Origin of the sequence: Alteromonas sp. S005 (genome assembly GCF_036864475.1) — a bacterium.
In the GTDB taxonomy this organism is placed as follows: Bacteria; Pseudomonadota; Gammaproteobacteria; order Enterobacterales; family Alteromonadaceae; genus Alteromonas.
This window is the reverse complement of the sequence record NZ_JAZETN010000024.1, coordinates 19,641-34,842: the sequence shown is the minus strand read 5'-3', so window position 1 is coordinate 34,842 and position 15,202 is coordinate 19,641. Positions and strand designations below refer to the sequence as shown.

Below are 15,202 nucleotides of genomic sequence, written 5' to 3'. Positions count from 1 at the left end.
CGATTCGGAAAGGGAGTGAGTGTATGCCCTCCGAAACACGCCGTAAACCCATCCATGGGGGCTCCGACACCGCATCCCTGCGGTGTAGGGTTTCAGAGGGCATACACTCACTCCCTTTTGATGCATAGCAAAAAGTTTGAAGAGGAGGGGAGAAATACGCCGTAAACCCATCCCAGCTTTTATGTTAGAGCTCCGACACCACGTCCCTGCTACGATCAGTTTTCGCCTGGGGCTGCACTCCCTTCGCAATCTGCATAACAGAAAGCTTTGGAAAGAGGAGTGAGCTCGCCGCAAATCTATCCTTCCTTTTATGAAAAAGCTTCGATACTGCATCTATGCGGTGGAGGGGTTCAAGGGCATAAACTCACGCCCGTTAGTCTGCGTGATATGAAAGCTTCTAGAAGAGAGTGTGAAAGCGCGAGAAGTTTCTGCTATTACTGCGCGAAGGTTGTGTTATGCATTACAGTTATTGACGGTTATAGTAGGCTTCTCACCTTGATTGGGATGACGATAGGTAAGCTTACATACGTCGTCTTCTTCAATTTCTTCATTGCTAAAGCCGCTAGTTTGCCTTTCTAGAGTGAAGATAACTTCAGGGGCCGAGCCTGTTAATTTCCAATCGTCTTCGGTGAAGTCTGCTACAAGCTTTAAATTCGTTTGTGTTGCGTAAGGATAGCCATAGCGTACGCGAATACCTGAAGATAGGGTGGTATCAGCGCGGCCTTCAACACCCTCAAGGAGTGATTTTGCATAGACAATATCTGAAGAAGCGACTAAAGCTGACTTTAAGCCCTCGAGTACGCCTGCCTGCGCGTCTTTTTGAATATTTAAAAGTTTAGGCGCAGCGGTGACAGCAAGTATACCGATAACAACAATCACTATAATTAACTCAATGAGAGTGAAGCCTTTCGTTTTACCCTGCATACCTTATAGACCTATCTTGCCCTAACTCGTTAAGTGTGTAAGTTAAGTGTATATCATTGAAAAAGCATTTTAAAATAGACTTAAGATAAGGTCTATTTAGAGGGAGATTAGGTATAAAAAAGCTAGGATAATACCTAGCTTAATTATAATGGTTATAGGCTTATACTGGCCTACATTTGCTCGATTTTGTAGCCTTTCGCCTCTAATAGCGCGATAACACTGTCATCGCCAACTAGGTGGCCTGCACCAACTAAAACAAATTCTTGGTCTTCATCGCCAAACATGGCTTCGATTTGAGGTAGCCAGTTTCGATTACGCTTAGTAAAAACATCGTCGTACGAAGCTGGAGATTCACGTTTGAATGTGTCTACTACCAATTCATCAATTTGTTCAGTGTCTCCGTTTCTCCATGCCTTAATAGTGCTTTGTAGCATGTCTTTTAGCTCTGGTAAGGTTTCTAACGTTTCAGAAATAAGGCGATCTTCTTCACCGGCTCCCATATTTGCTAGCATACTGATTTGAAAATCTAACGATTCCAAATATTCACTGCCTTTTCCATCGCGAGCAGCTAATTGCATGAAATAGGCATCTACTCCTTGCCCGGCCATTTGAGAGCGTTGTGCTTCCATGGCGACTAGCATTGATGCAACCATACCTGGCTTAAATCGAGCTAACTGATCAGCAGTAGCGCCGAAGTTAGCTAAATAAGCATTAAGGGCTTGATAGGTTTCTTCTGATACATCATCTTTAAGTGACTTGCCTTCCGCATAGGCGAGCCCTGCCATCATTTTCTGTTGGCCTTCTATATCCGTGGGATCTGGCATTTTTACTTCAAAAACTAATGTGTCACTTTTTTCATAGGTTTCAGTGAACGTAGCGGGCAACGGAAATTCAGAGATTGGCAGAATATGTATCGTACCACCCACATAAACCGCATCATTGCCTTTCGACACTTTCCAAACTGACGTTTGGCTATCATCGTCGGCAATAGCAGTTGTTACTGTAGATACAGCGAGCCCTAATGAGAACAGTAATTTGTGTATAGAAAAGCTTTTCATCTTCATCCTTAAGGTTATGTACTTATTTTCAGTAAAAGCGTGCGATCTAGTATCCTTTCGCTTTTAAAAAGTCGTAATTATTTCAACGGTAGTGAGTAAATTAAAAGTTAGCATAGTAAAGTGCAATCTAGATATAACTTGTACTTAGCACAGTTTTTCAAGCAACCTAGAAAAGACGCTTCTACATCTAGGTTAATGCTAACAATTGAGGCCGCTTGTGATACTAAGCTTTACATTTAATGTACCTTAACTCTAATAGTAAGCTATTTGTTTACGTCAGGCGTTTATTCATTATGAAAATTATATACCTACTGATGTACGTGATTACATTCTTATTTATTCCTACTACATTAGCTACTATAAGCCCTATGCACAATAATAAGCCCCCCTTACCCCAAGCAGCCAGTGAGGCGTTGATAGCGAGCATTTCAACATTTCCCCACTTTACTAAAGAAGAAGTAATAGCGAGTACGCCTTGTACCAATGAAGCGTGGAGAAACTATGTTCACGCTAGAAATAGCGAGCAAAAGAAAAAAATCAAAAAGATGAAGAAAGAGTTTAACGTGGATGTTGAGCTTATTAATTTAAATGATGTGGTAGTGCGCAAGTTGACACCTAAAACCATTACCCCTGAATTTAAAGACATGGTTTATCTTGATATTCATGGTGGGGCGTTCGTCCTTTTTGGAGGTCTGCCTAGCATAGAAGAAGGGCTGCTTGTCGCAGAAAGGTTGGGCATTGTGGTATACAGTGTCGACTACAGGATGCCACCAACGTTTCCTTTTCCCGCAGCACTGAATGACGTAGTTGCAGTTTACAATGCTCTACTTGACCAAGCTGGTGAAGGAAATATATTTGTAGGAGGGACATCGGCAGGCGGTGGTTTGGTGCTTTCACTAGTCCAGTCTCTTATCAGCAGTAAAAGTCCTTTACCCAAAGGGGTGTATGCAGGTACGCCTTGGGCCGACCTTACTAAAACCGGTGACAGTCTCTATACAAACGAGAATATAGACGAAGTGTTGGTGACCTACGATGGGATGCTTGAAGCATCCGCCAAACTGTATGCTGGCAAAAAAGCACTAACAGACCCGGCTATATCGCCACTTTACGGAGCATTTGAAGCATTCCCACCAACTTTATTGGTAACAGGGACGCGAGATATGTTTTTAAGCGACACGGTAAGAGTAAGTCGTGCAATACGCGATAGTGGCGGGGTTACGCAGATAGAGATTTTTGAAGGACTATCTCATGCCGAATATTTGATTTTTTATAAAACGCCAGAGTCGGAAACCACCTATAGGTCGATGAAATCTTTTTTCCTTTCTACGATTTAATTGGCCTAGTACGCATACAATTTAGTATGCATACTAAGAGCACAATAACACAGACCTATCTAAGCAAAAATTACGAACCGAAAATTACGGTTAACACGGTAACAATGGCTCCGATACCAGCAATTTTAAGTCCGTTTTTGTACATGGGTAGTTTGGGAACAAACATCAAAAACGCGGAAATCACAAAAAACAGCAAGCCTATGCCAAAGCTTATGTTAAGCCAAAATAGAGGGCTGTTATTGGTCGCTTTGTGAAGCTTCACCATTTTAGACAAAACGATTGGGTAGTCTTTCTTCGTGACAGTCGCTTCGCCCGTAGCTTTATTGTAGTTTCCTACATTAAGCACAATTTCATCTGCGTTTTCGCTTGTCACTTTACTCCCTCTCATCTTTAGCAAGGGCAGCAGTTCTTCTTTTGTTAAGTTCGCCTCAAGTTGCTTAGTGTGGGTTTGCTCATACTTCAAAATATCGGTAGGGCGAAATATTAAAAGAATGCCACTTATAGCATATACGCCCATAATGCCCGCGAGAAAAAATCCAAGCCAGCGGTGATATTTACGAAAAGCCATGTGGAATTTAGGTGATGCCATTGTTTTGCCTGCTAATAAAAAGAGGCGTATTTATAAACGAGAATGCATCTTATTTAAAGTGCTGTCTTATTGTTTGCTAGAAAATTAGAGATTAACGGCATTATTTCTTTCTTTTGCACAGGCTTCGCATGGTCAATAAACGCCAAGTGGTATGAAGAGTCGGAAAAAACTACGTCCGAATTAGACTTTAGTCTTACAATAGCGTTAAACCATGGCGACAAATGGTTTAATGTTAAAAGACAGACTAGGGTCTTTTAATCTTTAATACACGTTAAAATTTTAAAGGCCTTATAAAAACAATATTAGGATAATAAGATGCAGTCTATTGCCATAGTGATACTGGGCATCATTGGAATGTTGCTCGGTTGGTTCGTATATTCGAAGTTTATTGCGAGCCGCATATTCAAGTTGGATGATAGCTTTGTAACCCCGGCCCATACCATGCAAGATGGTGTCGATTTTGTTCCTACCAACAAGGTAGTGTTATGGGGTCACCATTTTACCTCGGTAGCCGGTGCTGCACCGATAGTAGGTCCCGCAATTGCCGTTTACTGGGGCTGGGTTCCCGCTGTTCTGTGGGTTGTATTCGGCACGATTCTGTTTGCTGGTGTGCACGATATGGGAGCCTTGTGGGCGAGTGCTCGTCATAAAGGGAAATCTATGGGCGCACTTTCTGAGAGTGTCATCGGTAAACGTTCTCGCTCTCTCTTCATGATAGTGATCTTCCTTGTACTCTTGATGGTTAATGCTGTCTTCGGCGTGGTTATCGCAAACTCTTTTGTTTCTCAGCCTAACGCGGTTTTTCCTGCATGGATGGCAATTGCTGTTGCACTCATTATCGGACAGCTGTTAAAGCGTAACTTTAGTCTTATTCCTTTGTGTCTTGTCGGCATCATTGTGCTTTACGCCTCGGTATATGCGGGCAGCTATATTCCACTGAGCTTGCCAGAAACCATGTTTGGATTGGCCGATAAAGCGAATTGGATAATTATTCTTTTTGTTTATGCTGCCATTGCATCACTGCTACCGGTTTGGATGTTGCTACAGCCACGTGACTTCATTAACGGTATGCAGTTGCTTGTTGGTTTATTCTTGCTTTACGGTGCTGTCTTCTTTGCTATGCCTGATATCACAGCGCCAGCATTTAACACGCAAACTGCGGTAGATTCACCAAGTCTCATTCCATTGCTGTTCGTTACTATTGCGTGTGGTGCGGTTTCTGGCTTCCACGGCATAGTGTCATCGGGTACAAGCTCTAAGCAACTCGACAAAGAGACAGACGCGCGCTTTGTAGGTTACTTAGGTGCAATTGGTGAAGGTTCACTTGCGCTTATTACCATAGTCGCAGTAAGTGGCGTCGCGTTTGCTGCTTCACCTGAAGAATGGCACGAAGTCTATAGCCACTTAGGCGCTGGTAGCGTTGGCGCGTTTATTACTGGCGGTGCGAACCTTATTCAGCAAGGCTGGGGTCTACCAGTAGATTTCTCTTCAACAATTCTTGCGGTAATGGTTGTATTGTTCGCCGGAACCACGATGGATTCTGGCGTGCGCTTACAACGCTACATCATACAAGAGTGGGGCGATATTTATTCTATCGGTGCATTGAAAAACGGCGTCATAGCGACCCTTGTGGCGGTTGGCTGCTGTTTACTACTTGCATTTGGTGCAGGCGGAGCGTCAGGTAGTGGCGGTATGATCATATGGCCATTATTTGGTTCGACTAACCAAATCTTAGCTAGTCTTACTTTGTTAGTTATATCGGTTATGTTGATCAAGCTGGGGCGTCCTGCAAGGTATACGCTAATACCTATGGTATTTGTATTGATCATGGCTTTTTTTGCTGGCCTGATAAAGCTTAAAGAGTACTACGTAGAAGGAAATTATTTGCTGGTCTTTTTAGACGCAGTAGTGCTGGTGGTTTCAGTGCTCGTAATGCTAGAGGCTTTCTCTGTGGTGTCTAAGCTTAAAAAGGAGTCGCAACACAAAGCCACACAAGAATAAGCGGCTCATTCGTTAAATGAGCACGGATTCGATTTTTCATGGTTGGCCTCTGAGCGTAAAAAGCACACTCTCGAGATAGTCAACATTCGGCCAGTACATTTGTACTGGCCATTTTTATGCCTCTTCAATTGACCTAATCAGTTTTGTTGATTTTCTGTCATACTTTATATCTGTTACTATTTATAACGTCTAAGAACTACGTGACTTTGTCTGCGAGTAGTGCATATCTGCGAATAAAGCAGTTAATGACAGGGTTACAAGAGAGGCTATGTGTTAGATATTATTTTACTAGGGCAAAATTTTCTAGCGTTGTTCATGGAATCAGCGCCATGGCTGCTGCTGGGTTTACTGGTCGCAGGAGTGATGCATGAGCTAGTGCCTGTCTCTTTTCTTGAAAAGCATATGGGTAGCGCATCATTTGGCTCTATTAGCAAAGCTGCTATTATCGGCGCGCCTTTGCCACTTTGTTCATGTGGCGTTATTCCTGCCGCGCTCGGTTTGCGCCGAAGCGGTGCTTCTAAGTCTTCAACGATATCTTTTTTAGTGTCTACACCGGAGACGGGTGTAGATAGTGTGTCAGTTTCTTACGCTTTGTTGGGACCTTTGTATGCTATCGTGAGGCCTATTGCAGCTGTGATAAGTGCAATCTACGCAGGTCTGATGGTACGTTTTTTTGCAGAGCGCAACGAATTAACAGTGCAGAGAGAACCTGTAGCTGCTTCAGCCGCTTCATCGTGTTGCAGCGCCAAGACAGAGCAAGAGGTTGCAAAGAAATCAGAAGCTGCGAAGAAACCAGAGGACAAGACGCAATGCTGTGACAGCGGCTCTGCACATCAGCATGGTGATAATCTACCGCGCAAGCCATCTCAGGTGGCTAAGGTATTATCTTATGCAAGTGGCAAGCTGCTCGAAGATATTGTGGTGTGGCTACTTATTGGTTTAGCCCTCGCCGCTGCCATTAAAACCTGGGTGCCTACCGACTTTCTTACACAATGGGGAGATGGTGTAGTCGCCATGCTTGTTATGGCACTTATAGGTATTCCTATGTATATATGCGCCACCGCGTCTACACCGCTAGCGGTTGGCTTTCTGGCTGCCGGGCTATCGCCAGGTGCTGTGCTAGTATTTTTAATGGCAGGGCCTGCCACTAACGTGTCAACCATGGGCATGATAAAACAAGAAATGGGTGTTCGAACTCTTGCGCTGTATTTGTTCAGCGTTATTTCTGCAAGTATTGGTTTTGGTTACGCACTAAACTACTTAGTGTCCTCGTTTTCATTATCTTCAATGATAAAAACCACGAGCCATGTTCATGAGCACGGCGCAGGTGTTCAGATAATCTACGGATTATGTGCAATCTTGTTGGCTGGACTAATGGTGAGGTTGGGCGTGAAAAAGCTGCAGCACTATCGCGACAACCACGAGCAGCATTCGGCATGCTGTGGTTAACTGTAACTCTGCGATTGCTTTTCCTTACTTAAGCGCTCAAATGATATTTACAGAGCGCTTGTATCTCCCGCTCTATTATCCATAATAGTCGCTCAACTTCTTTAAATTAAAACGCGTTTTAACCTACAGGGACGCTTGGAATAATTACATGCTTTTACTTATTGTGTACGTCTTCATTGCACTGGGCTTCTCATTTTTGTGCTCCATTGCCGAGGCTGTCATTCTGAGTGTTTCGTCTGCGTATATTTCAGTATTGGAAAAAGATGGCAAAGCCAGCGGTGCATTGCTTCGTAAGCAAACCGACAACATTAATACACCGCTATCTGCTATCTTAACCCTTAACACGATTGCCCATACTATGGGGGCTGCAGGCGCAGGTGCGCAAGCGGCGGCCGTATTCGGTGATGCCTATTTAGGTATTATTTCAGCAGTCCTTACTCTGCTTATTCTTATTTTTTCAGAAATTATTCCAAAAACACTTGGTGCTACCTATTGGCGAACACTTGCCCCTGTAACGGCATACTTTCTTAAATACCTTTCAATCGTACTTCTGCCGTTCGTAAAAATGTCTGAACTCATGACTAAGGGATTCAAGGAAGACAGCCCACTTCGCGGACTGAGCCGCAGTGAACTTCACGCTATGGCTGAACTGTCAGGCCAGGAAGGGCAGTTAGCTAATCATGAAGCGGCGTTTTTGCAAAGCTTATTGAGTCTGCACGAACTTAAAGTAAAAGATGCAATTACTCATCGCACAGCGCTGTTTAAAGTATCAGAGTCGATGACGGTAGAGGCGTTTTTCCATAAGCACGCCAATATTGAGTTTTCACGTATACCTGTGTTTGAAGAGAGTGATTCTGAGAATATTACCGGCTATGTTATGCGCTCTGACTTGTTAGTCGCGCAGGCGAGAGGAAACACCGACAAGCCGCTTTCTGAGTATGCCAAGGACATGGTCACAGTATTAAACACCATGCCTTTATCGGTTACTTTTGAGCACTTTATCAATAAGCATGTACACATGTTGCTGGTAGTAGATGAGTATGGTGGCTTAGAAGGCGTTTTGACTTTAGAAGATTTGCTGGAACGCTTATTGGGCGTCGATATAGTGGACGAAAAGGATACAACAGTTAGCATGCGCAGACTGGCTAGAATGATGACAAAGCGCAAAGAGCAGATGATGATCAAAAATGTTCCTGATGCCTCACTTGAAAACTCATCGAGAAAAAAATAATCTATATTCCAGCAGTAGGCTGAAACGTTATTAAGGATGATCGTGATGGTTAATACAACATCGAAAACAGAGAAATGGAATAAGGCTCGAAAAATACACCAAGAATTACACGGGCAAAGAGCTAAGCAAAAGACGCTGGCATTAGCTTTATCCGTGTTACTTACTTCTGTTTATACCACTGGGGCAGCGGCGCAAGAATTAAGCATTCCCTGCGATGAAGCTGAAGAGAAAGCCCTAGCTGAGGCGAAAGCCAATGAAGTTACGCGGATAAGTGCATTCAAACCTGCAACCCCGTTAGAGCGCGTTGACCCTATTTACCCATCTCTAGCGGCGAGAAAAGGCCGTGAAGGTTGGGTTAGGCTGAGCTACGTTATTGATGAAGAAGGTAGAGTGAAAGATCCTGTGGTAGAGGATTTTTTCGGAAGCTCTTCTTTCAAACGCAGTGCCCTATCAGCCGTTAAAAAATGGCAGTATGACCCAGCAATAAAAGACGGTGAACCAACTCAGCAATGTCACCAAGCTGTTCAAATGGATTTCTCCATGGGCGGGAAAACTGGCGCCACCCGGAAGTTTATCAAAGCGTATAAAAACGTAGATGAGATATTTAAAGCGGGTAATGTTGAAGCGGCAGACGAAGCTTTCAAAGAGCTATCAAGTTGGGATACGCTAAATCGTTACGAGAATACTTGGTTGCTCAGCTTGGAGTCACAGATTGCAGGAGCACAAGGCGACATTGAAAGGGAAGCGAAAAGCTTATCACGATTACTTTCTAGCAATGGGCAAAAACGCTTTAACAATGCGGTCTTTGACGATGACTACGTAGCTTACGTGCTTCAAAGAAAAATACTTCTGGATGCACAGCGCGGCTATTACGCAGAAGCCTTAAAGTCGTACAGCAAACTTCAAGAAATGCATGAGCAACAACCGCGTATTGAGGAAGTTGCTGCCATCGTAAATCGGATTGAAACATCTATTGCGTCTGAGAAAAACCTTGAGGTACCCGCGAGCATGGGAGAAAACGGACGTTGGTTCCACACACTGGTAAGAAACAAATTTGCTTTTAATAACATACAGGGTGAACTTGATACTGTAGAAGTTCGCTGTGACTCCCACCGAGAAAAGTTCACGGTGGCCGAGGCTCATGTTTGGCATATTCCGCAAACTTGGGGGCAATGTCAGGTTATGGTAAAAGGTGACGATGCCACCACATTCGATTTAATTGAAGTCGCTGGTGTGCCACAGTAACAGATGCCGAGCATTCAGAAATAGATAAGTCGCTTAATTAGTAAGTGGCCGTAAGTGCCAACTGGAACAAGTGCTCAGCAAAAAACTCGCTGTCTTGAAAAAAGCGAAGGTTTTGCTGAGTGCCCGAGTTTATTTGCCACTCGGCGGTTATTGAGAAGTTATCGCTAATATTACGCCCCGCGCTGATGGTAAACGCCCGCCCCGTGCTGCCATTGGGGTCTAGCGCGTAATTGTCATTATCATTCACTTGATACCAGTCAGCACGTGCGGCAACCGTGTATGGAGTCATACGGTATACAGCAGCAACAAAGCCACTTTTAAAATCGTTGTCTACAATACGCTTACCCATTTGGGTGTCGCCTGCCAGCAACTGAGAAAATAGCGTAAATTCAGGGCTATACATGTAGCGAAGTGTCAGAGAGTGAAAGCGTGTATGCCATGCGTAGATGCGGTCAGACTGGACTATATTCGCATCTGCATTATTATCGTAATAGTAGTAGCGTATTTCAGCGCTCCGCTTGTACGCCACATGCGTACCCAAATAGTAGCCGAAGCGGTTGTCTATTTCTCTAAAAGGTTCGGTCCATGCAGGCGCACCCAACCTATCTTCATCGATAACGCCCGGTATAGGCAGAAAGTTCACTCTATCGTTGTAAAGCGATTGTCTATCGTGAAGTGCAAAGCCACGCCAAGAAAGCAGCGTACCTGTGGTGTCGTTTCCTTTAAATAAGCTGGCCAATACTTTCCATGACCAGTTGCTTCGAACTTGTCTGCCATTTTGTCTAACGCTAAATTCAACGCCACCGGTTCTGAGTTCTTCACCGATCCAGCTGTTTATAGCTGAGTTAGTGAGGAAGTGAGGTGATAGCCAGGCAATATCAGTATTTTCAGCTGAAATAGCCGGGTAAAATGCACCGACTTTTACCTCTGGCTTTATGGTGGAAGCACTGAGCGGCCGATATTTCAGGTATAGCTGAGAAAAGTTGAGCCGTTCTTCACCATCGCTGTAGGCGTTTAACACGCCTGACAGAGTCCAGCTATTAGACAAACGCTGATTGGTGGAAATAATTGCTTGAGATAGGTGTAACCCATCACCGTCGAAGCGCTGGTGGTTTTGACCAAAGTCTTGAAAGCTTTGCGTGTTTTCTTTTAGCGCCCACGTTCCTCGTAATATAAAGTCTGTTTCAGCGTAGCTTGTTATAGAAAAAACAAACGACAGTAGGGCTAATGGTTGAGTGACAAACCGCATCAATAGTCGCCGAAACCAGAATCGAATCCGTCATCCCTAATTATGTTTGTATCAAGCGTCCATGTTACTTGAGTATCGGCAGTCACAGAAATAGACCGTGGAGGGAGCGATTTTTCACCATCCACTTGCGGATGCCAAAAACGGACTGTGTATTCACCCTGAGGAAGTGAAATTGAAGACTCACCCTCATTATTAGTTTTATCAAAATAAGGAGAGTCCGAGACAACAATGTAGCCCAGCATCCAATCGTGAATATTACAGCCAATATCTACAATACCTGCGTTTTCAAAACGTAAAGGCTCTGCAGTAAATTCTTTATAAAGTTTTAGTTCGAATTGCTTGGTGGGAGAAAAAGAATAGACATGATGAAACAAGTTATCCGCATTAGGGAAAGTCACTTCAGTACCAGCTTTTACCACAAGTACGTGAGGTTCAAACTGTTTATCTATTTGATTCATGATGGCTGATTCTTGGTGCGGCATCTGATGCGCCTCTACCTCGAACTGAGGCTCAAAAAGAAACACGCCGTTATCGACGGGGACGCCATCGCTATCATTCAGCGTTATAGAAAACGTTGCGGTTTGCTCATCTTGTCCTAATGCCATACTTGAACAAGCCATAAGAAGAAGGGCGCTAAAAACTGTTTTGTATTTCATTCAAGTACCACGGAACAAAGCATTCAAAGAAGACGTCATTTGACTAACCCATAGAATAAACCCAGTAATATACAACTGCGTTACACCTTTAGTATGAGACCTTATTGACTTCGACTTTATTTCGCTTTTAAGAAAACTTTCGCGCTAGTGCTTGTGTTTGACAGCGGTTAAACCTGAGAGAACTTTCTTACCAAATTATGGTAAACATGATGAAGTCCATCAAGCTGTTCTCGCTCTGCGGTGCCGGCGTTAACTAGCGACTGAATACTTTGGTCAAGCTGGAAAAGGGTTTCACGCATTTGTTGGTCGCTCACCATACTTTGCAGCCAGGTGATAGCGGCAATACGTTCACCTTTGGTTACAGGTGTAACTTTGTGAAGGCTTGAAGAGGGGTAGAGAATAGCGCTTCCCGCATCGCATTTAACTTTCTGCTCGCCAAATCCTGTTTGTATAACAAGCTCACCGCCTTCGTACTCGGCTTTCTCAGTGAGAAAAATCGTCATCGACATATCGCTGCGTAAAACATCGGGTGTGTTAGGGATACGCATGATGGCAGCATCTACGTGATAGCCGTAGGTTTGTGACTCACTATAGCGATTAAAGCAAGGTGGAAATATACGTTGGGGCAGGGCCGCGGAGATAACTTTAGGGTGGTTACCTAACTTACTCAACAAGAGGTTAGCAAGCTGTTGAACACGCGAATCTTGGGCATCCGCCTGACCGTTATTTTTGACACCTGCAGCCATTCCCATTGCCGTATTTTTGCCATCAACAAAAGGCACATCAGTCAGCTGCTGACGAAACTGAGCAACTTCGTTTTTCGTCAATAAGTCATCAATAATAATCATGTTTTCAACGCTTTTAAGAGTGTTTTTAATATAAAAAGACCTAGGCAGTTGCCTGCCTAGGTCATGCTAGCATTAAAATTCGTAGCTAACGGTACCTGTAATGTTGCGACCATCACCGATATACATGAAGGCGCCAGAACGGTAGGCTGCCGTCCAGTATTCTTCGTCAAACAAGTTTCCAATGTTAACACGGAAAGTTAGTGACTCTGAGTGATAGTAGTTGGCGAATAGATTAACTACTTGATAATCAGGAACTACGATAGAGTACTCACCGGTTTCAGCGCTATAGCCAGCTGCAGTATCTGGTTGACCACCATACATTTCTGACTGATAGCTGTAGTCTCCACCAAAGGCAAACTTCTCATTAGGCTGATAGCGCATTTGAATGTAGAAGCTTTCGTCTGCGAAGTTACTTAGCGCAAGGCCGATGTTATCTTCGCTGTATGACTCAAGAATTTCAGAATCCATAAATGCAGCAGACGCCTGAATGCTAAGCTTATCGGTAATATCACCGCTTAAGCCAAACTCAATACCTTCTACGCGGTTTTCACCGGTGTTTAATGTACCAAGCGTTGAGTAAGCATCACCTACACTCTCGTGTACATCGCTCTTAGTGATGCGGAATAGCGCTGCATTTGCTACAAGTTTTTCGTCAAACAGTGACCACTTAGTACCAAGCTCAATATTTTCTACTTGCTCAGGGTCAGCTTGAGACGCTTGCTCTGGCGTACCACAAATACCGCCATAACCACAGTTAGCACCAAGATCTGATTCACCACCGTTTATGTTGGTTGCCGTGCTATACGAAGCGTAGATGTTACCGTTTTCAGTTACGTCGTAAACTAAGCCTAAATGACCGTTGTACAGTTCATCCTCGAAAGCATAAAGCTGATCACCACTGCGTCCTGACGTTGCATTGGTGTAATCGTAGCTATCTACACGAAGACCGGCGAAAACGTTAAGGTCATCGGTTAGTTCAAAGGTGTCCATAACATAGAGTGAGTAGGTTTCAATATCAAACAGCGCATCTGCATCACCACGTGTGAAGGCTTTGCCCATTAATCCACTGATGTTTTCAACTTCATTGCCACTGCCATCTAACAAGCAATAGCTTTCAGATACACCGCGGCGGCCGCTGGTTAAACAGTTTGATGGATTGGTGTAATCCATATTGAACACGCCGTTGTCTACAGACTCGTCGGTGTATTCAAAACCGAACACGAAACGGTGATCAATACCTGCAAAAGCCGTATCCCAGAAAAGGTTAAACTGTGTAGTTACGTAGTCAACTTCCTGCCAACCTTGGTGGTTGCTTAGCGATAGGGTGTAAGCACCTGGAGCAGTAGGGTCTGTCGCGTCACGGTTAGTGCCTCGCATACCCGTTGTAATGTATTCGTTTTCCGTTTTACCTACACGGGTTGCGTTGTAAAAACGCACGTTATCGCTAATGTCATACTCAGTACGCAAGGTGAATGTGGTCACTTCTGAGTTTTGGAAGTCTTCATCTTGAGCGTACACAGGGATATCTTCAAGCGGGTAGCCAGCCTCACGATCGTAATAGCTACCTAAGTCAGGAATGTCTTCAGCGTTTAGGTAATAAATATCCCCAGTAAATGACAAGCGATCGGTAGGTTGATTGACATAAGAAAGCTGAACCCCTTCACGATCGCGTTCAATACCTTCGCGCCCAGGCTTATCTTCTGATGAATAAAGCCCGTTTAAGCGTAGTGCGCTGGTTTCAGTTAAGGTTTTGTTCAAATCAACGGTTAAACGCGTGTGCTCATCGGTGCCAACTGCGGCATCAACACGGCCGAAGTTGTAAGCGGTAGACGCTTTTTTGGTGATAGAGTTAACCGCACCACCTGAAGAGCCACGACCAGCAAAGGTAGAGCTTGGACCTTTTGTAATTTCAACGCGCTCGGTAGCGAAGCTTTCACGAGTTGTCATACCTGGGTCGCGAAGACCATCAACGAAAACATCGCTACGCGCTTCGTGGCCACGAATAATATAGCGGTCACCAAAAGCATTACCATTCTCACCCGTACCTAAAGTAACGCCAGCTTGCGCCTGCAGTATATCTCTAAGATCTGTTCTTCCGCTTTCTTGAATTTGGTCTTGAGTAAGAACGCTAATGGTTTGTGGTGTATCAACAAGGTCTGCTAATCGACGAGGGTCACCTGACTTATTGTAGCGGTAGATAGATTGCTGTACGCCGTGAATTTTAATCAGTTCAATTGCTTCATCAGATACGGCTTCACATTCTGCTGAAGTCGCGTCGCCACACGTTTCTACTTCTTCTTGAGCCATTACTGCGCCACTACCAAATGCCAGTGCCGCGGCAATAGTTTGTGCGCCCATAGTTAGTTTAGTGTTTTTCATCCTATTTCCCTTGAGTGTGTGTAAGGAGGACGAAGTCTATGAGATATACGAATTAATGTAAATATAAATGATAAACATTCTCATTTATATTTCTAAAGGGAGTTTTAAGTGGCGCTTAATCTAAATATTCTTTATATATTTGCCAGTTGCCTCTGTGAGATAGCTCACCACTGCTATTGCTAATAGACTCTCCGATTGTCTATAACAGGTATCTTCGCCAAAAATGGTTTATATCAGAG

12 protein-coding genes are annotated in these 15,202 nt (G+C 44.0%); 5 read left to right on the top strand and 7 right to left on the bottom strand.

Going from position 1 to position 15,202, the window contains the following annotated elements; translation table 11 throughout:
• Positions 1 to 453: 453 nt before the first annotated feature.
• Together V7R55_RS18595 and V7R55_RS18590 are read right to left on the bottom strand one after the other, a co-directional pair.
• Entirely contained in the window at positions 454 to 924 is a 471-nt protein-coding gene (locus tag V7R55_RS18595; RefSeq protein ID WP_334060790.1) for a prepilin-type N-terminal cleavage/methylation domain-containing protein, read from the bottom strand.
• A gap of 170 nt (positions 925 to 1,094) precedes the next feature.
• Positions 1,095 to 1,982: a TraB/GumN family protein gene (locus tag V7R55_RS18590; protein WP_334060789.1), complete on the bottom strand. Its 888-nt coding sequence runs from the start codon at positions 1,980 to 1,982 to the stop codon at positions 1,095 to 1,097.
• A gap of 293 nt (positions 1,983 to 2,275) precedes the next feature.
• Here V7R55_RS18590 and V7R55_RS18585 point away from each other — a divergent pair, with 293 nt between their 5' ends.
• A complete protein-coding gene (locus V7R55_RS18585) occupies positions 2,276 to 3,316 on the top strand; it encodes an alpha/beta hydrolase (RefSeq protein WP_334060788.1) in 1,041 nt (346 codons plus the stop codon).
• 70 nt (positions 3,317 to 3,386) lie between these two features.
• Here V7R55_RS18585 and V7R55_RS18580 read toward each other — a convergent pair whose 3' ends face one another.
• Entirely contained in the window at positions 3,387 to 3,905 is a 519-nt protein-coding gene (locus V7R55_RS18580) for a hypothetical protein (protein WP_334060786.1), read from the bottom strand.
• A gap of 315 nt (positions 3,906 to 4,220) precedes the next feature.
• On the opposite strand from V7R55_RS18580, the gene V7R55_RS18575 reads away from it, so the two are divergent.
• The 4 genes from V7R55_RS18575 (at position 4,221) to V7R55_RS18560 (ending at position 9,831) form a co-directional block, all read left to right on the top strand.
• Entirely contained in the window at positions 4,221 to 5,906 is a 1,686-nt protein-coding gene (locus V7R55_RS18575) for a carbon starvation CstA family protein (RefSeq protein WP_334060785.1), read from the top strand.
• Between the two features lie 270 nt (positions 5,907 to 6,176).
• Positions 6,177 to 7,355 carry an SO_0444 family Cu/Zn efflux transporter gene (locus V7R55_RS18570; protein WP_334060783.1) on the top strand — a complete coding sequence of 393 codons (1,179 nt, stop codon included), beginning with the start codon at positions 6,177 to 6,179 and terminating at the stop codon, positions 7,353 to 7,355.
• Between the two features lie 148 nt (positions 7,356 to 7,503).
• Positions 7,504 to 8,586, top strand: coding sequence for a CNNM domain-containing protein (locus tag V7R55_RS18565; RefSeq protein ID WP_334060781.1), 1,083 nt, complete (start codon positions 7,504 to 7,506; stop codon positions 8,584 to 8,586).
• A 45-nt stretch (positions 8,587 to 8,631) separates the two neighbouring features.
• Positions 8,632 to 9,831, top strand: a complete 1,200-nt coding sequence (locus V7R55_RS18560) for an energy transducer TonB (RefSeq protein ID WP_334060779.1) — start codon at positions 8,632 to 8,634, stop codon at positions 9,829 to 9,831.
• Between the two features lie 37 nt (positions 9,832 to 9,868).
• On the opposite strand, the gene V7R55_RS18555 is transcribed toward V7R55_RS18560, so the two are convergent.
• From V7R55_RS18555 to V7R55_RS18540, 4 genes are all read right to left on the bottom strand, one after another.
• A complete protein-coding gene (locus tag V7R55_RS18555) occupies positions 9,869 to 11,080 on the bottom strand; it encodes a hypothetical protein (RefSeq protein WP_334060777.1) in 1,212 nt (403 codons plus the stop codon).
• The gene (locus V7R55_RS18550; RefSeq protein WP_334060775.1) at positions 11,080 to 11,736 is read right to left on the bottom strand and encodes a methylamine utilization protein; all 657 of its coding nucleotides are present in this window, start codon (positions 11,734 to 11,736) and stop codon (positions 11,080 to 11,082) included. Before V7R55_RS18550 ends, V7R55_RS18555 begins: the two co-directional genes overlap by 1 nt.
• Positions 11,737 to 11,903: 167 nt before the next feature.
• Positions 11,904 to 12,584 carry a Fe2+-dependent dioxygenase gene (locus V7R55_RS18545; RefSeq protein ID WP_334060773.1) on the bottom strand — a complete coding sequence of 227 codons (681 nt, stop codon included), beginning with the start codon at positions 12,582 to 12,584 and terminating at the stop codon, positions 11,904 to 11,906.
• Positions 12,585 to 12,656: 72 nt separating this feature from the next.
• Positions 12,657 to 14,963, bottom strand: coding sequence for a TonB-dependent receptor (locus tag V7R55_RS18540; protein ID WP_334060771.1), 2,307 nt, complete (start codon positions 14,961 to 14,963; stop codon positions 12,657 to 12,659).
• Between the last annotated feature and the right edge of the window lie 239 nt (positions 14,964 to 15,202).